Annotated in this window: 15 protein-coding genes and 2 pseudogenes; 8 read left to right on the plus strand and 9 right to left on the minus strand. The window is 67.9% G+C overall.

The annotated features are described in order from the left end of the window. Window positions 1-12: 12 nt before the first annotated feature. A pseudogene (locus KBX63_RS29295) lies at window positions 13-447 on the plus strand (ATP-dependent DNA ligase); the annotation flags it as partial. Window positions 448-686: 239 nt separating this feature from the next. On the opposite strand, the gene KBX63_RS29300 reads toward KBX63_RS29295, so the two are convergent. Continuing rightward, window positions 687-1,073 (minus strand): hypothetical protein, encoded by a 387-nt coding sequence (locus tag KBX63_RS29300; RefSeq protein ID WP_210916813.1) that lies wholly within the window; start codon window positions 1,071-1,073, stop codon window positions 687-689. Window positions 1,074-1,544: 471 nt separating this feature from the next. On the opposite strand from KBX63_RS29300, the gene KBX63_RS36550 reads away from it, so the two are divergent. Then, complete coding sequence (locus tag KBX63_RS36550; RefSeq protein WP_210916814.1) at window positions 1,545-3,986, plus strand: low temperature requirement protein A; 2,442 nt, start codon at window positions 1,545-1,547, stop codon at window positions 3,984-3,986. A 132-nt stretch (window positions 3,987-4,118) separates the two neighbouring features. Here the strand turns inward: KBX63_RS36550 and KBX63_RS29310 are convergent. Both KBX63_RS29310 and KBX63_RS29315 read right to left on the minus strand, forming a co-directional pair. After that, window positions 4,119-4,363: pseudogene (locus KBX63_RS29310) on the minus strand (GlsB/YeaQ/YmgE family stress response membrane protein). 419 nt (window positions 4,364-4,782) lie between these two features. Then, complete coding sequence (locus KBX63_RS29315) at window positions 4,783-5,778, minus strand: NADP-dependent oxidoreductase (protein WP_210916815.1); 996 nt, start codon at window positions 5,776-5,778, stop codon at window positions 4,783-4,785. A gap of 85 nt (window positions 5,779-5,863) precedes the next feature. Between KBX63_RS29315 and KBX63_RS29320 the strand changes: the two genes are divergently transcribed. Continuing rightward, window positions 5,864-6,286, plus strand: coding sequence for a MarR family winged helix-turn-helix transcriptional regulator (locus KBX63_RS29320; RefSeq protein ID WP_210916817.1), 423 nt, complete (start codon window positions 5,864-5,866; stop codon window positions 6,284-6,286). A gap of 305 nt (window positions 6,287-6,591) precedes the next feature. Here the strand turns inward: KBX63_RS29320 and KBX63_RS29325 are convergent, their stop codons facing one another. The 4 genes from KBX63_RS29325 to KBX63_RS29340 form a co-directional block, all read right to left on the minus strand. Continuing rightward, the gene (locus KBX63_RS29325; protein WP_210916820.1) at window positions 6,592-6,828 is read right to left on the minus strand and encodes a hypothetical protein; all 237 of its coding nucleotides are present in this window, start codon (window positions 6,826-6,828) and stop codon (window positions 6,592-6,594) included. A gap of 123 nt (window positions 6,829-6,951) precedes the next feature. Continuing rightward, on the minus strand, window positions 6,952-9,390 hold the full coding sequence (locus KBX63_RS29330; RefSeq protein ID WP_210916822.1) for a CocE/NonD family hydrolase: 2,439 nt from the start codon (window positions 9,388-9,390) through the stop codon (window positions 6,952-6,954). Between the two features lie 33 nt (window positions 9,391-9,423). Further along, a complete protein-coding gene (locus KBX63_RS29335; RefSeq protein WP_210916825.1) occupies window positions 9,424-9,693 on the minus strand; it encodes an integrase in 270 nt (89 codons plus the stop codon). Window positions 9,694-9,939: 246 nt separating this feature from the next. Continuing rightward, window positions 9,940-13,119 carry a family 16 glycoside hydrolase gene (locus KBX63_RS29340; RefSeq protein WP_247663591.1) on the minus strand — a complete coding sequence of 1,060 codons (3,180 nt, stop codon included), beginning with the start codon at window positions 13,117-13,119 and terminating at the stop codon, window positions 9,940-9,942. 146 nt (window positions 13,120-13,265) lie between these two features. Here KBX63_RS29340 and KBX63_RS35650 point away from each other — a divergent pair, with 146 nt between their 5' ends. Beyond that, window positions 13,266-13,904, plus strand: coding sequence for an AMP-binding protein (locus KBX63_RS35650; protein ID WP_307871882.1), 639 nt, complete (start codon window positions 13,266-13,268; stop codon window positions 13,902-13,904). Continuing rightward, entirely contained in the window at window positions 13,877-14,113 is a 237-nt protein-coding gene (locus KBX63_RS29350) for a hypothetical protein (protein ID WP_374102280.1), read from the plus strand. Before KBX63_RS35650 ends, KBX63_RS29350 begins: the two co-directional genes overlap by 28 nt. A gap of 45 nt (window positions 14,114-14,158) precedes the next feature. Here the strand turns inward: KBX63_RS29350 and KBX63_RS29355 are convergent, their stop codons facing one another. Beyond that, on the minus strand, window positions 14,159-15,073 hold the full coding sequence (locus KBX63_RS29355; RefSeq protein ID WP_210916827.1) for a TRM11 family methyltransferase: 915 nt from the start codon (window positions 15,071-15,073) through the stop codon (window positions 14,159-14,161). Further along, window positions 15,066-15,263: a hypothetical protein gene (locus KBX63_RS29360; protein WP_247663594.1), complete on the minus strand. Its 198-nt coding sequence runs from the start codon at window positions 15,261-15,263 to the stop codon at window positions 15,066-15,068. Before KBX63_RS29360 ends, KBX63_RS29355 begins: the two co-directional genes overlap by 8 nt. 169 nt (window positions 15,264-15,432) lie before the next feature. Between KBX63_RS29360 and KBX63_RS29365 the strand changes: the two genes are divergently transcribed. From KBX63_RS29365 to KBX63_RS29375, 3 genes are all read left to right on the plus strand, one after another. After that, entirely contained in the window at window positions 15,433-16,170 is a 738-nt protein-coding gene (locus KBX63_RS29365; RefSeq protein ID WP_210916829.1) for a hypothetical protein, read from the plus strand. 257 nt (window positions 16,171-16,427) lie between these two features. Continuing rightward, window positions 16,428-16,850, plus strand: coding sequence for a cation transporter (locus KBX63_RS29370; RefSeq protein WP_307871883.1), 423 nt, complete (start codon window positions 16,428-16,430; stop codon window positions 16,848-16,850). Window positions 16,851-16,944: 94 nt separating this feature from the next. Further along, on the plus strand, window positions 16,945-18,597 hold the full coding sequence (locus KBX63_RS29375) for a YncE family protein (RefSeq protein WP_210916831.1): 1,653 nt from the start codon (window positions 16,945-16,947) through the stop codon (window positions 18,595-18,597). Window positions 18,598-18,666: the final 69 nt, after the last annotated feature.

Raw genomic sequence — 18,666 nt, forward strand, 5'->3', positions numbered from 1 at the left:
GACGGCTGGCGGGCACTGGCCTTCCGCCGGCCCTACGGCGTATACCTGCAGTCCCGAGCCGGCCGGGACGTCACCACCTACTTTCCCGACATCACCCGAGCCCTCGCCGAAACCGTCGAGCCGGGTGCCGTCCTCGACGGCGAGCTGGTGGTGTGGGAAGGCGAGCGAACCAACTTCGCCCACCTGCAGCGACGAGTCACCGCCGGCGGCCAGCTCCCCGACATCGCCCAACGCCACCCCGCGCACTACGTCGTCTTCGACCTGCTCAGCGCCCCACCCAGGCGACCACTACTGAACCGGCCCCTGCACGAGCGACGCGCCCTGCTCACACAGCCTTTCGTCGACGCACCCGCCCAACTCACCCTGTCCCCACAGACCACCGACCCCGACCAGGCCGCCGAATGGTTGACCACCTGGACCGCTGCAGGCATTGAGGGCGTCTTGTAGTTAGGGTTTGCGGTTGACCGTTTGACCGCTGGCTTTGCTACTGACTTCCGGGGTCAGCGTGATCTTGCCGATCTCGATGTTGTATTGGATCGACGCCGCCGTCGGTTCCGACGGCTTGCCGTGTCGGTCAACGGGACTTCCGTTCACTCACAGTGACGAGTCGCCCGTAGCTGAACGTGCGTTGTCAGCGGCAGATGAGGATGTTGGCAAGCACGATAGACGCAAACCGGTTGCCGGGTTCAGATCCACGTCCAAGGACGGAAGACTTTCCACACTCGTCCGCGCCAACGTACACGTCGAGGATGGAGGAAGGTCTCAATGTCCTCCAGCGCAGTAGTGGCGCCAATGCGGCGTAGCAGCGGAACCACCCGGTCCTCGTCTAGTCGGCGATAGACCCTCGCCACGTGTCCCAGACAAGTCGCGGCGAGTAACCTCACCTGGCGATCCTCGTGATCAAGTAACCCAAGATAGAGCTCCTGCAGCTCCTTCCAGTTCCCATCGCCATACAGAGCGGAGCCGACCATGGCGTCCAGAGCGCTGGAAAGCTCGCCGCGGTCGAGCGCCGCGCGCACCTCGGCCGGCGTTGCCGGCGGCGGGTTGTGGAAGACGTGATGCTCATGGCCCATGGGCCACATCTTTACTCACCGGTGAGCCGGAGCGATCAACCGCTAGGCGCCAGGCGGGCCACCAAGCGTACTCATCTCGGCCAGATGTGCGCGTCGGCTCAACCATCGCCGTCGCCATCAGGGTCCACGGGGAGTTACTGAGCGACCCTGCGCTGATTGCTCCATCAGCAGTTCGCCGCCAGCGACACCCATGGGGTCGGCCAAGGGGATCGCGATCCGCGAAGGCTGTGAGGCGTGGCGCGGTGAGCAGTGCGGGGACTGCGTCGTACTTGCAGGCAGCGGCGAGGCCGACGGCAGCTGCGGGTGCGAGGCGGGCCGCACTGACGGTGTCGCGAAGGGCGACGGTGACGCGATGCCGCATGACTGACGGCTCTATCTTGTCGGAAGGGGTGCGCGGTCAGGACCTACTGGAACATCCTGTGGCTCATCGATTTATGTGCCCCTGATGTCAATCGTTGACACAGTAGTCGGGTGGGTGGCGGCGATGGGGAAGTGGCGTCGCGCGGCGCATTCCCGTCGGCTGGGCGGATCAAGGCCGCGACGCATGGCGGGGTGACGCGGCCGGAGCTCTTTCTGGATCTGGTATTCGTCTACGCCTTCATCAACGTCACCCAACTCATGTCGGAACGCCCAGCTCTGGACGCGCTGCTTCAGGGAGGGTTGGTGGTGCTGCTGCTCTGGCGCAGTTGGATCGGCTACGCCTGGGTGGGAAACCTGGTGAGGCTTGACCGGGGCAGCCTGCCGGTCACCATATTCGCGGCGGCCACCGCGATTTTGCTCACCGCCGTCGCCATCCCGGAGGTCTTCGTTGACCAGCCGGGTGGGCTATCCGGACCCCTCGTTTTCGTCGTCGGCTTCTTGGCGGCTCGCGTCGGGTCCTTATTGATCATCTCTCGCGAGCAACGAGGCTCGGCAAAGTCGTCCGCTCCAGCCAGGCGCGCGTGGCTCCCGCTGGCCGGCAGCGGCCCACTGCTGCTGTGCGCGGTCCTGCTGCCGCACCACCTACCACCGGGCCGGAACGCGGAAGCTCTTCAACTTCTGCTCTTCGCGGTCGCGATCGTCATCGACTACGCGGGCCTGCGCGCGCCAGGTACCGGTAGTTGGCAGCTGACATCGGTGCGACACTGGGCCGAGCGACACAACCTGATCATGCTCATCGCCTTAGGCGAGACGATCATCTCGATCGGCACGAGTCGCGGCCTCACCGGCAACCATCCGATCACCTGGTCCGTGCTCGGCGGGTCGGTGCTCGGTCTTGTCGTCGTGGCGTTCCTGTGGTGGGCGTACTTCGACATCGCCGCACCCAGCGGTGAGCAGGCATTGCAGTCCACCTCACATCACGCGCGGTCCCGCCTCGCCCGCGACGCCTATTCACTTTTGCACCTGCCGATGATCGGTGGGCTCATCCTGGTCGCGTTCGGGCTCAAGAAGGCGCTGAGCGGAGGCCCGGTCGGCCACCTCGAACGGTGGGATGTGCCCGACCTGGCATCTCTTTACGGTGGTGTGGTCCTGTACCTACTAGGGCTGGTGGCGTTCGAATGGCGCATCGTCCGACGGGTCGGCCGCGGTCCAGTACTCGGCCTTGTCCTCGTCGCACTGCTGGTTGCGCCTGCCCGTCACCTGACAGCTCCGGGATCCCTCGCGCTCCTCGCCGGCGCCCTGGTCTGCGTGGTGCTCGCCCATGTGACGCTGCTGCGACGGCGCCACCGCCAACTGCACCGCGCTATCGCGGTAACGGTCGGTCAGGAGGTCGATGCCACCCCGGAGGAACTGTTCCTGGATCTGGTCTTCGTGTATGCGTTCATCCAAGTCACCGTACTGATGACCCGGCACCCTTCGATGAGCGGAGTGCTCCAGGGACTAGCTGTCCTGGCGCTGCTGTGGTGGTCCTGGGTCAACTACACCTGGTTCACCACGACGATCCGCAGCGCGGGAAACCTGCTGCGGCTGGTCATCCTCGCCGCGGTGGCCCTGATCCTGATGCTGGGCGTCGCCACGCCACAGGCGTTCAGCTATGTATCCGCAGGGCTGCCCGGGCCGCTGATCGTCGTCACCTCGTATGCGGCGGTGCGCCTCCTGCATCTGGTGTCGTCCTGGCTGGCGGTCCGGCGCGACGCCACCCTTCGCGCCCCCGTGGTCAGGGCGGCCGGACCGACCGGGGTGGGAATAGTCCTGCTGCTCTGCGCGGTGGTGCCCGCCCAAGCCACTGGTGATCCGCTCACCCCGTTCACCACATTGTGCTGGGCCGCCGCCATTCTCATTGACGTGGGCGGCGGGTACCTCATCGGATCCCGAAACTGGTGGTTGCATTCCGTCAGTCGATGGATGGGTCGCTACAACCTGATAATCCTCATCGCGCTCGGCCAAGCGGTCATCTCCACCGGAATGGCCATCGGCGATCCGCCCATCTCGATTGCCAGCCTCGGCGCCGTCGCACTCAGTGCCGGACTGCTCTTCACGTTGTGGTGGACCTACGTCGGCACCGACGTCGTCATCGGCCACCGATTCGCCGAACTCGCCACCAGCCGCCAACGCGGCGCCCTGGCCCGAGATGCCTACGCGTACCTTCACCTGTTCCTCGTCGCCGGCCTCGTGCTGGTCGCCTTCGGGCTGCGCACGACCTTGCCGCATCCGACGCAGCATTTAGGTGCCGCGGTGATGATGGGGCAGGCCACACTGGTGTGCGGAATCATTGTCTACCTACTCGCCGATCACCTCATATGGCGGCGCGCCCGCCGCCCAGTGGGTCGCTGGCGGGCAGTGAGTCTGGTGGTCGCCGCGCTGTCGCCGGTGACGATACTAATGCCAATATTGTGGGCGTTGGTCGCGCTCACATTGGCGCTGCTCGCCGCTCACGTGCTCGGGCGTTCGGCCACCCCGCCACTGGACACGGTACTCAGCGACAGGCCATGACGTGGCATGCGAGACAGGCTGTCCCTGTTGCCCTGGTCGTCCCTTCGCGCACGGTGCGAACACGGCTGGCGGTACGCGCACACCATCGCGCCGACCCTCCCCAGCGGACGAGCCGGCGCGGTGGTGTGAAGGTCAGCGGACGCGCCGACGGCCGTAGGCGCCAGCGGCGATCGCGACGCCGATGGCGGCGAAGGTGACCTGGAGGTTCAGCTCGGTCCAGTCGATACCGCAGGTGTCGTCGACGCCGAGGACTCCGGCGACGAGGGTGCCCAGGATCGCGGTGACCACGCCGATGAGCAAGGTCAGCCAGATCGGGATGTTCTGCATGCCCGGTACGACCAGCCGGCCAGCGCGCCGATGAAAGGAGCGGTGATGATGGCCCTGAAGAAGCCCGTGACTTCACAAGGGCCATCCCTCCAGAGGGGTCGTCGTCGGCCCGATCATTGCCCAGCCAATGTTGGGTAAAACCATCGGAGGTCTGCAGCGCCCTCCGACAGAAGCGACGGGCGGCGCCGGGCGACCGTCGGGGCGTTCAAGCAGACGCGAGTCGTCAGGTTTTGAGGAGTGCGCTTCGTGGGATGCGAACGAAGTACAGGGCGGTCTTGGCACCCCACCACGGCACGTATCCGTTACCAGCAGGCTTCCCGTCGGCTGAGGTATGCATCGCACAGGCAGGCGATCGCCACCTCGAGAGCTGGCCGACACACGCCGCAGGCCATCGGCAGAGTGTCCGACTATGCCGCGATGCGCGCGACGCCAACGGGCGCGCCTGCGGCTCAGTCGCGCTTGCTGCGTCCTATCCGACCTTGAGGGCCAGCTTGCCAACATAGTGATCATTGAGGGCGCGATGCGCATCCTTGACTCGCTGCAACGGGAAGGTCCGGGCGACGTGGACCTCGAGGGAGCTGGCCTCGATGATCGCGTTCAGCCGATCGGTGGCGGTGCGGCTTCGATCCCCGTCGTAGTAGGACACCGTCGCGCCCGGCGACGTTACGGGCACGGGCAGGACACCGTTCGGCCAGGCGATCCGTCCCGAGTTCTTGATCGCGCGAAGAGACCGTTCGGCAGTCTCGCCTCCCACGGTGACCAGAGCCGCATCGAGCCCGCCTGGTGCGAACTCGAATGCCGCAGCCAACACATCGTCTTTGCGACCGTCGATGGCGTCGTCGGCGCCGAGGCGCCGGGCCAGGGCGACACCGTCGTCACCAGAGGCCACAGCCAGCACACGGATGCCGCTGTGCCGCGCCAACTGCACGGCCATGTGCCCGATACCCCCGCTGGCCCCGAAGACCATAAGCGTCTCCTCCGGCCGCAGGCCAAGCAGATCGAGGCCGCTCAGTGCGGTCAGGGCGTCCCACGCCATCGCGCCGGCCTGCTCGGCCGGCAGCCGGTCGGGCACGCGCGCCACGAACTCCGCCTCAACGACGCCGTAGTCGGCGTAGAAGCCGCCACGCGGTACCGGCATCGTCGCAGCGTAGACACGCTCACCCACGTCGAACCGGGTGACGTTGCGTCCGAGCGCGGCCACCGTGCCCGCCGCGTCCCAGCCGAGGACATAGGGAAAGGTCGACGCGACGCCGAAAGCGCCGTCGTAGTCCCCCTCCCGCTCGGCCGCGTCCCAGGACCCGACCCCTGCGAACTCCACCCGGATGAGGACGTCGTCGTCGCCGATGTCGGGGAGCGGTATCCGGCGCGACGAGAGTTCGTCGACTCCGCCGAACCGGTCCAGGACGACCGCGTTCATCTGCGGCTCCACGATCGCGCCCGCTGTGCGCTCGTCTCTGCTGTCCATCGGCCCTCCTTGTTACTTGAGTGGATCAAGGATCATTGGACCACAGTTATTTGAGTGAATCAAGTAATTCCTCTAGACTGGCGCCATGGCGCTGCCGAACGGACCCGTAACCGCCTCGTCCGAGGCCGAGGCCGTCTTGTTCGACCTGGTCGACGTGTACGACCGCGCCTACGAGGCGGCCGCAGCCGAGCTGTCGCTCAGCCCGGCACAGGCATGTGTGCTCGGGCGACTCGATGAGCGACGCGGCATGGGCGGCTTGGCCGAGGAGCTCGGCTGCGATGCCTCCAACATCACCCAGATCGTCGTGCGTCTCGAAGCACTCGGCCTCGTGACCCGCGAACCGAATCCCCGGGACCGCCGCGCACGACTCGTCGCGCGAACCCCCCGCGGAGACGAGATCAACCACCGGTTCGCAACAGCCTTCACCTTCGCCCGCACGGCGGTCGGACGACTCTCACCCGACGAACAGGACCAGTTGACGGCGCTGCTGCGCAAAGCACTGGGCTGACACGCGCCCTGCGGCCACCCCATCACGGTGGATCCAGCGGCTGCAGGGGTGCGGGCAGTCTCTGATTGTTCGCCATCACGCTCGACGTGGCATGTTCTGCGACGATGAGCATGAGCGCGCTTCTGTCTTGGGTCGTGGTGGCGTTCAAGCCCGTGCGACATCCATGCCGGTCGGCCGGTACTCGGCCACCGGCCCAACAGCAAGCCAGCCGAACCTTCACCGGACCTGATCAACAACTTCTCAACACGCTCTTGGAGTTCCTCACAGAATGATCTCTGGGCTTGCCGTCCCTTGTAGGGGACGATCTACGATGTTCGGCAGTGAGGCGTGGTGAGCAGCCGCCGTGGATCGAGCCGGACGGGCTGTGGCAGCGCATCGAGCCGTTGCTGCCCACACCCGGTCGCTACCAGCGGTACCCGGGACGCGTCGTCCAGCCCGTACGTGAGCCGGATCTGCCCCAGTGACTCCGGGCCGCGCTCCTCACCGGCCAGCGCCAGGGCCGGGTCGCCGGGCAAGGCCCGGATGCCCACGAACACCAGCATGCTCGCCAGCACCAGCAGCGATGCGCCGTCCGGCGGAGGGCGAACGTGAGCATCTTCAAAAATGCCCGGCCCGGTCCGAGTGGGCGGAAACCCGCCACCCGGACCGGGCCGAAGCAATTGGTCTTACTCGCCGCCGCCGAGGGCGGACGCGAGTGCGGACTTGCCCCCGACGATCGGGAGGTCGACTCTGGTTTGGCTGTGGTGTGTGTACAGGCTCAGCTGCGTGCCTGGCGGGGGCCGGAGGGTGAAGACCCGGTCGCTGGAGTACACGACGATCCCGATCTGGCTACCTTCGTTAAACACGTAGTCGTGCGGCTGCAGGTCGAAGTTGTGAGTGAACGGGGCTCCCGGCATGATGCCGTAGCTGCGATCCAAGCCGAAGCGCTTCAGCGGGTCCGACCAGCCCCGCGCGATGATCTTCGGGTTGCCCGACTTCGGGTACTCGACCAGCATCGCGCTGACGATCCCGGCCCGGGCGTTGATCGACATCCGAGTCGAGACATGCACCGTCCCGCTGAGATGGACGGCCTCGGTGAGCGCCGGGGTGCGGTAGGCGAGGCGGTTCGGCGACTGCTCCGCGCGGGCGAAGGACGTCGCGTCGATCGTCATGTCATCGGTGAAGGTCTCGGTGACCGGCCTGTCTGCGACCTTGCGTGTCAGCGTGAGCCTGCCGGTGGTGTTGTCGCCACTGGCTCCTAGGAAGACAGGTGTGGAGGCGGAGCCGGGCGCTGGCCAGCTGTCGTATGGCGTCCAGGTGCCGTCTTCGCGCTCGATGACTGCTGAGGGCTCGTCCAGCACATCGTTGTTCACCCCGTGCAGCCAGTAGGTCCACCAGCGGTTGAGCAGGTCCAGCCAGGCCGCCCGGTTGTTCGAGAGCGCCCGGTCGCCGTGCCCGCCCTGGTGCAGCCACACCTGGTGAGGGATGCCGTTCTCTTCGAGGGCGTCAACGAGCTGGGCGGCATTGCGGAGCTTCACGTTCTGGTCGTTCAGGCCGTGCTGCACCAGGACGCCGCCGGCGATGTTGCCGATGTTCGGCAGGTAGTTGCGCTCGTGCCACCATTGGTTGTACTCACCGGTGAGCCGGTCCTGACCCCGCCGGACCTCTTCCTTGGTGTAGTCACACACCTCCGGGTACTTCCGAGAGATGTTGGAGTTGTGGTTGGAGTTCTGGTCGCCCCCAAGGTTGGTGTTGGTCGAGATCGGCGTGCCGTTCATCCGGCGGTAGTCGTAGTAGCTGGAGATTGCCGCGATGGGCACGATTGCCCGCAGTTCCTTCACACCGGTCGTGGCCACCCCGATCGGTAGCGTGCCGTCATAGGACGTGCCGATCATCCCAACCAGACCGGTGGTCCAGTTGGCCTTGACCGGGTTGCCGTCGATGTCATAGGCGTCGGCCCGGCCGTTGAACCAGTCGATGACTGCCTTGAGCGAATTGTGCTCCTCGGGACCGCCCCCAGTAGTGCACCCGGTCGAGCTGCCCGTACCGAGCATCTGTGCGTGGGCGAAGATGAAGCCGCGTGAGAGGAACTCGTTCTGGTACGTCCCGCCGTTGATTGTCTGGTGCGGCAGCACGGTGCCGTCGTACGGCTTGTCCGGCGGCGGGAAGTACGGGAACGGGCCGGGATCCGGCGGCGGCGCGTAGCCCGGCCGCTGGGGAGCGTAGAGCGGAACGTGGACCTCGTTGTTCAGGAACTCCCCTCCGTCGCCCCAGTAAGGGCTCGCCTGCATGATGATCGGCAGCTGGATGCCCTTGTCGGTCGACGCCGGCCGCCGGATCTGGACCCGGATGCGGTCATGGGCACCGTCCCGGTCGGTGTCCATGCCCTCGGCCTCGACCCAGACATTCTGGCTGATGATCTCTTCACCGGCGTACACCGGCTGGGCTCGGCCGTTCTCGAACACAGGACGCTGCCCGGTCGGCTGCTCCTGGGCGCCGGCCGCCGGGGCGGCGAACCCAATCGAGGCAACGAGCGCCAGCGCTACGGCCCCGGGCAGCCAGTTTCGTGGTCGTGATCGTCGCTGTCGATGGACGGGCAGATGCATGATCACGGACTCCTTCGGTGCGCAGGGCATGGGCAGGACGTGTTGGGACCACCGCGAGTCGGTGAGGCGGGCGGTTTTCAGGCGGGGCAGCCAGTTGCCGAGGAACTCGAAGCCGGTCATGGCCGAGGTGCCCGCCACGAAGACGTTCGGGTGGTAGTGGTGGATCGGTGCCGCGGCGTTCGAGAATCTCCTCGATGGCCTGCTGGTAGCGCCTTTCGCGCTCCACGACCGCGCGGGCCTCGTCGAGCAGTGCGTCGGTCGAGTCGTCGGCGGCCCTACTGTAGGGCCGCCTGGTTCTCGCCAGATCTGCTGCCGCCCCCGCTGTCCGACACCGGCGAGCAGGCTGCGACGGTGCAGGCAAGGGCGACCGTCACCACCGCTGCCCAGAGTGGACGGAGCCTGCGTGGGCTCGTTTCGCCCGGGAAGGGGTTCGATGGCAACTCCTCGAGTCGGCGACTCTGGGAGCGTATGTTGTATACGAAGATGTTTGCAAGACCTCCTTCGATGCCCTGCGACCACCCCTGCACTTGCCGATAATCTCGTCCGTGCACGTCACGCCGCATGCTTGTATTCGTGGAGAACACCGCCGAGACGGTCGTGTCTTCGGATGGGGAGGCGGGCGAGTTTGTTCGGGTCGGCGACCTGCGCGGGCAACGGGTGTAACGGGGGTGCGTTGGCGATGCCTTGGTGAGGGCCGGTGGGAGTTGTAGAAGTCTTCGAACTCTTCAGGGCGTGCAGGAGATGCCGCTGGTTCCAGATCAGGGTGCGGTCCAGGAGTTCACGCCGGCAGGTCTGTAGCCAGCGTTCCATGATCGAGTTCATGCGGGGCATCCGGACGCCGCCGAGGACGACGTCGACGCCCGCGTCCTTCAGGACGGCGTCGAACAGGGCAGGGGTCTTCCCGTCACGGTCCCGGATCAGGAACCGGGCCCTGCAGCCAGCGTGGCGAGCAGAGCCTCCTCGACCATGTCCAAGCCTCGGCCCAGCATGCCTGGGCCGAGGCTCTGCTGCGGACGGCCGGGCCGGCGCGCCGGTACCCGGCCGTCCGCGTTCTGGCAGCTGGCGAAGCTACCGGTCCAGCGGCTCGATCCAGATGTTGCGGTACAGGACCGGATTGCCGTGGTCCTGCAGTCGGATGGCACCCGTCGCCGGGCCCTCGGGCCGGCTGCCGCCAGTCGGGCCGAGGATCTCGACGTCGTCGTGCACCCTGACGCCGTTCCACACCACGGTGACGCGGGGGTTGTCGACCTTGTTTCCGGATGCGTCGTAGCGGGCCTGCCGGTACACGATGTCGTACGTCTGCCAGGCCTGCGGCGGCAGCGCCGCGTTCACGTCGGGGGCCTTCTGGGTGTAGATGGCCGCAGCGTCGTTGGTCTGCGGCGGGTCGATGCCGAAGGAGTCCAGCACCTGGATCTCGTAGCGGTCCTGCAGGTACACGCCGCTGTTGGCGCGCGCCTGGCCGGTCACGTCCGGCGGATAGAGCGGCAGGTTGAACTCCACGTGCAGGCGGAAGTCGCCGAAGGCCTGCACCGTGCGCAGGTCCCCGTTGCGCACCGTCATGGCGCCGTCGGCAATCGCCCACTCCGGTTCGCGCCCGTCGCTGTGCTGCCACTCGGTGAGCTCGCCACCGTCGAACAGCGTGATGCGCTTGCCGTGCGGCCGGACGGCGAGCACGTCGAGGTTCACGTGCCCGGAGTCCGCGGCCTCCTTGCGGTACTCGACCAGGTTGCGACCCTTGTTCAGGCGCACCTTCGTGCTGACGGTGCCCCATTCCTCCCAGGTCACGGTGGAGGGGAAGACCGTCTGCTCGACCCGTTCGCCGTTGACGTACAGGCTCAGCTGCTTCTCGCCGGAGTAGGGATTCGGACCGTTGCTGTAGCGCATCGCCAGGTCGTACGTCCCGGCCTCGCGGACGTCGACGGACATGCGGGTCGACGCGCCGTCGCCGGCGAACCCGGCGGCGAAGCCGGCGCCGGAGTAGGCGGCGTGGTCGGTCGCCATGCCGACGCCGGCCGTACGGCCCTCCTCGGCCTCGAAGAAGGTTTGCGGCTGCACCACCCGGCCCGGGATCTCGTTGAGCGTGTACCAGGCCTCAGTGTTCCACAACTCCTCGCCGCCGGCGGATGAGAACGGACGCGGGGAGCGCACGTGCACCACACGGTTCTCCTTCAGGCCCGGGATCTGGAGCTTGACGGTGCGGCCGTCGGCCGACAGCTCGACCTTGGCCACCTTGAGCGTCTCCAGCTCGAGCTTGGGACCGCCGTACTGGCTCGTCGCGCCGTAGCGCCACTGCGTCACCTGGTAGGCGTCGGCGAGTTCCTGCGCGGTCTCGGCCGACAGCGGCTTGGTGTACTCCAGCTCGAACCCGACATGCGACGCGCGCATCTGCTTGACCTCGAAGACCGAGGTGCCGTTGGGCGTGAGCTTCTGCAGGCCGTAGGTGAGCTTGCCCTCCTGACCCCAGTTGCCGCCGGCGCCGAGGCCGCCGGTGTAGAGCGCGCCGTCGGGGCCGAGGGTGACCTCGTTGACGCCGGCCTCCAGGCCCTGCGTGTGCCGGAACACCGCGCCCTGGTACTGCCCCTCGATCTTTTCAAGGAACACCCGCTGCAGTCCGCCGTAGGTGACGTCGCCAACGACTAGTTGTCCCGCGTACGGCCCCTGCTTCAACAGCACGGGAGTGGACGGTGAGTTGCCGATTTCGTTCTGCGGGATCCAGACGATGGGACGCGTCACCGGCTTGTCGTCGAACGGACCCGCGGGCGTCGTGTAGTGGTTGTAGAACGCCCCCTGCTGGATCTGGACCAGCTTGGATGCTGGCAGCCAGCCGCCCTGGTTGTCGGTGACGAAGACCTCGCCGCCCGGGCCCCACCCGATCCCGTTGGGGGTGCGCAGCCCTCCGGCGACATACGTGATTTCGCCGGTCTTGGCGTTCACCTTAATCGAGGTTCCGCGGTTCGGCGCGGGCTGGGGCACGGTGGTGGCGCCGCCCTGGTTGATGGCGACTGACAGGTTGAGGTAGAAGTAACCGTCCCGATGGAGCAGGCCGAACGCGAACTCGTGGAAGTTGCCGCCCCATGGCCAGGTGGCAACGGTGCGGCGGTCATCGGCGAGGCCGTCTGCGTCGGTGTCGCGCAGGGCCGTCAGCTCGTGCTTCTGGCTGACGTAGACGGTGTCGTCGACCACCGCGACGCCCTGGGGTTCGCGCAGCCCGTCGGCGAACTTGCGGTAGGTCACCTGTTCGGGGTTGGTCTGGCCGGTGACGCCCTCGACCACGTAGATCTCGCCGGTCGCGTTGTCGGTGCCGCCCCAGGTGGAGATCACCAGGTCGCTGTCGGGCCGGAACGCCATGCCGGTGACCTGTGGCTGGAGCCCTTCGGGGCGCAGGTCGGTGAGGGTGTAGCCCGGGTGCACCCGGTCGAGCGGCAGGCCGTCGCCGGCCGAGTCGGTCGCGCCCTCGCAGTACTTCCAGCCCGGGGCGGTGACGCGTACGACGCCGGCGTCGGTGCTCAACGCGGAGTTCGGTACGAGCTCGAAGTCGGCTGCGCCGGGGCGGCGCCATTCGAGGCGCAACACCTGGCCGCCGCCGTTGTCGAAGAACTCGAGGCGAATTGGGTGTAGGCCGGCGCTGAGGGTGGTCGACCCTTCCTTGGAGGTTTCGCCGTGCAGACCGTCGTGGTCGACGACACGCTGATCGCCGATCGTCAGCCGTGACCCGTCGTCGCTGGTGAGCCGGAATGTGTAGTCGCCGTCGACGGGCGCGGCGAGGTTGGCGATGACGTGGCTGATGAACCGGTCCGAGAGTCCGAACTCGTCTGTGGTGGTCCAGTTGATCATCGGCATGAGCTTGTCGACGTTCGGTGTCTGTGCCGGCTTGAGGGTGCACAACGTCGACAGCGGAGTTCCCATGTCGTACGAACGCAGGGTGACGCCGGGTTCCTGCGGCGGAACATCGACGGTGACGGGTGCGGCCCCGGCTGGGGTGATGGTGACCGCGGCGAGCAGGGTCGATAGAGCGGCACCTGCGGCCACGAGCCTGACGCGACGGCGTCGGCGCCATCGGTTCGGTGCGGTCATGCTTCCTCCCGGTGGGGTGCGGGTCCTGGCCGAGGTAGGAGCCGTGGAACTTTCTCCCCTGGACCGGCCAGTACGGTCTCGGAAGACAAAAGATCGATCGCTGACGTTAACACTTTGCATTGATTGAGCGGAACCTTTAGATCTGTAGATGGAAGTTCCCCCCTGCTGGTCCATGTCCTTGGCTGCATCTGGGCAGCGCGCAGCGTGGTCCAGAGGGGTCGGATGCGGAAGCGGGCGTCGTCATCGGTGCGCCGGTCGTCGATTCGACCGGCGGGCCAGGCGACGAGGGCTGCGTCACGAGAATTCGGCGTCTGCACCACGTGTTCGAGTCCGCCTGCGACAAAGATCCATCTGCCATAGCACTCGAGTGCGGCGACGAGCAGCTGACCTACCGGGAGCTGGACGAGCACGCGAACCGGCTGGCCCACCACCTGCGGTCCTTCGGCGTCGTGGGTGGCGCGCGGGTGGCCATCCTGCCGCAGCGTTCGGTCGACACGTACGTGGCGTTGCTCGGCGTGGGGAAGGCCGGGGCCGCCTTCGTGCCGATCGACCCCGAGTCCCCCGCTACGATCTGTTCCACCGATGGGCACGCGCCCGGAGCCTGGGCTGCGATCCACGACGCGCTACGCGATCTGGTGCGCGTCTACGAGGGCCGAGACCCGCTGCCCACCGCCGCGGTCATCGACTCCCAGTCGGTACGCGCGGGCGACACCGTGACACGTGCCAGCCGCGGCTACGACGCCGGGAAGAAGATCAACGGTCGTAAGCGTCACATCGCCGTGGATACCGGCGGCCTGGTCCTCGCCGTGATCGTCACCATCGCCGCAGTCCAGGACCGCGATGCCGGACACCGCATCCTCGCACCGGTCCGGAGAAGTTCTCCACCATCACGCACTGCTGGGCCGATGGCGGCTACGCCGGGCGCCTGGTCATCTGGGCACGCGAGGTCCTGGCGATGACCGTCGAGATCGTGAAACGCACCGACGACGTCAACGGCTTCAAAGTCCAGCCCCGCAGATGGGTCATCGAGCGGACCCTGGCCTGGATCAGCAAGCATCGCCGCTGCGTCCGCGACTACGAAACCCGACCCGACCACCACGAAGCCATGGTCTACATCTCGCTGATCATGACCATGTCACGCCGACTCGCCCGCACCAGCAACTGGTAACCGAAGTTCCCGAACGCTCACTTACACCCGGTCCGCCGTGGGCGACTACCGCAGCTTGGTGAAGAGCTCCGTCGTCTGCCTTGCCAGGCCCGACAGCTCCTGAGCATGGCAAGGCTTCCAGCGGCGGCGCAGGACCAGCACGTCCTCGTGCGCCACCAGGTGCACGGGGATGCCTTCGTCGCGGGCGCGGCGGACGGCCAGGAGTCCGAACATGTTGGCTCGATGCACGATCTGCCGGTCGCGGACGGCGGCGAGCATCGCCGCCGTCCGCTCCACCGGGACCAGCCCGGCTGACTGCGCGACGGCGAGCAGCTCGCCGGGCAGGTCGATCAGGTCATCGCGTTTGCGGCGTACCGGCCGGGAGGTGATCACCACGGTGCCGCCGGGACGCAGCAGCTGGTAGCTGGCGGCCAGGATCGCGGCGAACCCGTCGAGCAGGCGGGACCACTCCGCATAGGCGAGATTGCCGCGCTCCCGGTCCCCATACAGGTGGTTCCGCTTGCGTACCCCGGTACTTGTGGTCTGCACGACGCCATGCGTTCCGCGCCCGTACGGTGGCGAGGTGAGCACGAGGCTCACCCTGCCGACCGCGGAGGCGGGCAGCAGGTCGAGCAGACCGGTGGCGTCCCCGGTCAATACGGTTGCCGTTCCGGCGGCGCCCTGCGACGCGGCGAGGGCGACGTTGGCCTTGGCGAGGGCGGTGTAGCGGGGCTCCGTGTCGACACCGATGCCGTGGCGGCCGAGGTGCATGGCTTCCACCAGCGTGGTGCCGCACCCGCACATCGGGTCGAACACCACATCGCCCGGCGCGGTGTACGCGCTGACCGCGTGCGTGGCCAGGTGCGGCAACATCTTGGCCGGATGGCGGGAGGTGTCCCGGACGTAGCGGCCTCGCCGCTGGTCACGGGCGGGTATCTGGCAGGTCAGCCACACCGAGGTGACCGGCAGACTCTCAGCCATCGGCGCCTCCGGTCGCCATCGCGCTGCGGGTCAGGATCAGCACGTCGGTGTGGATCGCCAGCTGCGCCTGCTGGCCACGCCGGGGAGGCCGGCCAGCCGCCACGATGTGCTGCAGGTACGCCAGCCCGGCCCACTTCGCGGCGACGACGACGTCGACCGGCAGGGCAACGTCGCCGTGCGCCAGCAACACCTGCCGCGCCCACCCATCATCACCAGCGCCGAGGCCATCCGGAAGATGGCCTCATCCATGCCGTCAGTCAGCAGTAAGTCAGCGAGACGCGCGACAACAGCCGACAACCGCGCCAACCGCTCTTCGCTGCTGTGGCTCGGGCGGCTGCTGTTCCGTACCCTCTTCGCCCATGGAAAACTTTCCTGCCGCCGGCTCCGGCTCGGACGCCAGCCAGGGTCTGACCGCGCAGACCGACGGCACCGCGACCACGGCCGCATCCGCAGCCCATCCGTTCGCGGGACCAACCCTGCCCATGCCCCCGCGCGCGGTCACGGCCGCCGTGTCCTCACCCACCGTCATCCTGCCCGAAATATGCACCCGTCACGGGTGGCATTCCCGGTCTCACACGACGTCGGACCGCTGGCTGCACGGGCTCGTTGTTGCCGGCGGCGCGGCGTTCGCCGTCGTGCTCGCCTTGCTTGCGGCGGAGCTATTCACCGGCGGAAGCGCAGACCGAAACGCCGCAGCACCCGTGACCGCCTCACCCGCCGCCAGCACGGACGCAACACCCGACCTCACCACCGAACCACTCCCCCCGCCCATCACCACCGAACCAAGGCCCTCGCCCACCGCCACACAAAAACCGCGTCAACGCCCCGCCGATCTCATCGCCGGAATCCAAGTCGGCCTCACTCAACTCGTGCGGGACGGCCAACTCGACGAAGACGAAGCCGAGGACTTGGACAAGTGGCTGGAAGAGTCGTCGCGTGCCTTGGCCAAGGGTGAGACCGACAAGGCATGGGACAAGCTCCGCGAGGTGGCAGAGAAAGCTGGCAAGTTCCGAGATGAAGGCAAGCTGACATCCACCGGCTACCAAGCTCTTTCTGGAGCCCTTACCCAGCTCGCTCAAACCTTCCCCCCGCGCTGACACCCGCTCGCATCAGCAACTTCCGCGCGGGGTCTACCAGCGCGGCCCGTCCCCAGCGTGCCGCCGGTGCGGCCCGGCATACCCCTCTGACAGTAAGGCGCTTCCGCCGCCAGGCCCACGCCCCCAACTGCTGTAAGCGAGCCGCTAAGCTCCCGCCACGGATCGGCCGTTCCCCCCGTGACGGCCGCTCCCTTACTTCCCGCGATTCAATCGATCCCGCCCTGGAGTCCTCCCGGGAAGGCCTACGCGCCCTGCGGATCTCCCAGGTCGGCCTCGGGATCACCGCTGTCGCCCAAGCGGTCATTGTTGTTCTGTCCGGGTCGGTCGCGCTGCTCGGTGACACCCTGCACAACGTCGCCGACGCCCTGACCGCCGTACCGCTGGGCGTCGCGTTCCTGCTAGGCCGCCGGGCCGCTACCCGTGCCGACACCTACGGCTACGGCCGGGCCGAAGACCTCGCCGGAATAATCATCGTCGTCGTCATCGCCGCCTCCGCCGTCGCCGCCGCCTGGACCGCCGCCACGCGACTGCTGCACCCCGCCGAGGTAACCCACCTGCCCTGGGTCGCCGCCGCCGGCCTCGTCGGCTTCGCCGCACGAGCCTGCCCGACGCGCTGGTCGAGCTCGGTCCGGTCCAGCGTCTCCGGTCTTTGTAACGATCCCTGCGGGATGACCGCCTGATCCCATGACGCGACGATCTAGTTCGCGTACCCGGCACCGGCTCGCCGCCGGTACGCCATGGGATCACGGGGTTACCACCGAAGGGAGACCGCACGTGCGGTTCCGCACAGTGATCGGCTCAGTCCTGGCATCGACGATGGCCGCAGCGGCCGGCCTCGTCGCCACCACCGCACCCGCCGCCGCCCGGGACACCGCCACGCTCATTCCCGGCGTCACCCGGCTCGTCGACACGGCAGCCGGCGGCGGGCGGGTCTTCGTCTCCACGACCGACCGGATCGTGGTCGCCGACGCCAGTGGCACGCTCACCGGCACCATCACCGGCCTGGCCAGCCCGACCGGCCTGGCGATCACGCCCGACGGCAGCCGGGTCTACGCGGCGCTCTCCGGCTCCAACGAGATCGCCGAGATCGACGCCGCCACCCTCGCCGTCACCCGGCGGATCGACCTGTCCGCGTACCCGTCCCCCACCAACCTGTCGCTGGACGGCGACCGGCTCTGGGTGGGCTACGGCGTGAAGGGCAGCTTCGTCGGGGGTGTCCTCAGCCTCGACCTGTCCGCCGCGGCATCCGCGCCGGTCCAGGTCGCCGACCGGATGTACGGCGCGCCGCTGGTCGCGGGAGCCGGCACCACGGTCGCCACCGGCGAGTCCGGCCTCAGCCCCAGCAACCCGCGGGTGTACGACGTGAGCACGACACCGGCGACGCTACGCGGCATCATCGACGGCTCCGCCAACGGTCTGTGGGACCTGAACGACCTCACCATCACGCCGGACGGCGCGCAGGCGATCACCGTCTTCCCCGGCTCTGGCCTGGACGTGTGGGACACCACCACGCTGACCAAGGTCCGCACCTACGGTTCCCGGTCGGAGTACCCGGGCGCCCCGCGGTCCGTCGCCCGCAGCGCGGACGGCGCATACCTCGCCGCCGCCTTCGACGGCGACACCTACGGCCCCTACGCCGCCGTGTACGACTCGGCCAGCGCCACCCGCACCTACCAGACCACCATCACGAACAACGCCACGCTGGTCGCCGGCAGCCTCTCCGTCATGGGCCACGACCTCTTCGCCCTGCAGGAGGACCGGCAGCGCAACCGGTACTACCTGTGGCGGGTGGAGGGGGCCACCCTGCCGGCGTCCACGCTGACCCTCTCCCCGGCCGGCACGGCGACCGCGCTCGACCCGTTCCCCCTGACCGGCCGTCTCACCCTCCCCGACGGCACCGCCCCCGGCGAGCAGCCGATCGAGATCAGCCGCACCCTGCCCGATGGCACCACGGCGGTCGTCGGCACCGTCAGCACCGCCGCGGACGGCACCTTCACCGCCACGGACACCCCGCCGGTCGGTGGCAGCGTCAGCTACACCGCGATCTGGGACGGCAGCCCGACCGTCCGCTGGTCGAAGACCACCACCAAGGTCGACGTGGCGACGCATGCCACCTCGCTGAGCCTGACCGGTCCCACCACTGGGAACGCCAGCAGGTCGCTCACCCTCACCGGCCGGCTGAGCACCGCCGGCGACGTCCCCACCCCGGCCGGGTCGGTTGCGGTGTGGCGGGTGGTCACCAACCGCAACGGCACCACGGTCCTGGACCTGGCCCCGGCGACGCTCGCCGCCGACGGCTCGTTCACCATCACCGACACGCCCCCGGTGGGCGGCACGTACACGTACCACGCCCGGTACGACGGCAACGCCACGTTCTCGCTCTCGCACGTCGCCTACGACGTCGTCATTCGGGGTGGCGCCGGCTGACCCGGTGAGCCGTGATGGCGCCCGTCCGGCCCAACACCGGACGGGCGCCACCGTCGCCCCCCCCCCCCC

The organism is Micromonospora sp. U21, assembly GCF_018070045.1.
Lineage (GTDB): Bacteria > Actinomycetota > Actinomycetes > Mycobacteriales > Micromonosporaceae > Micromonospora.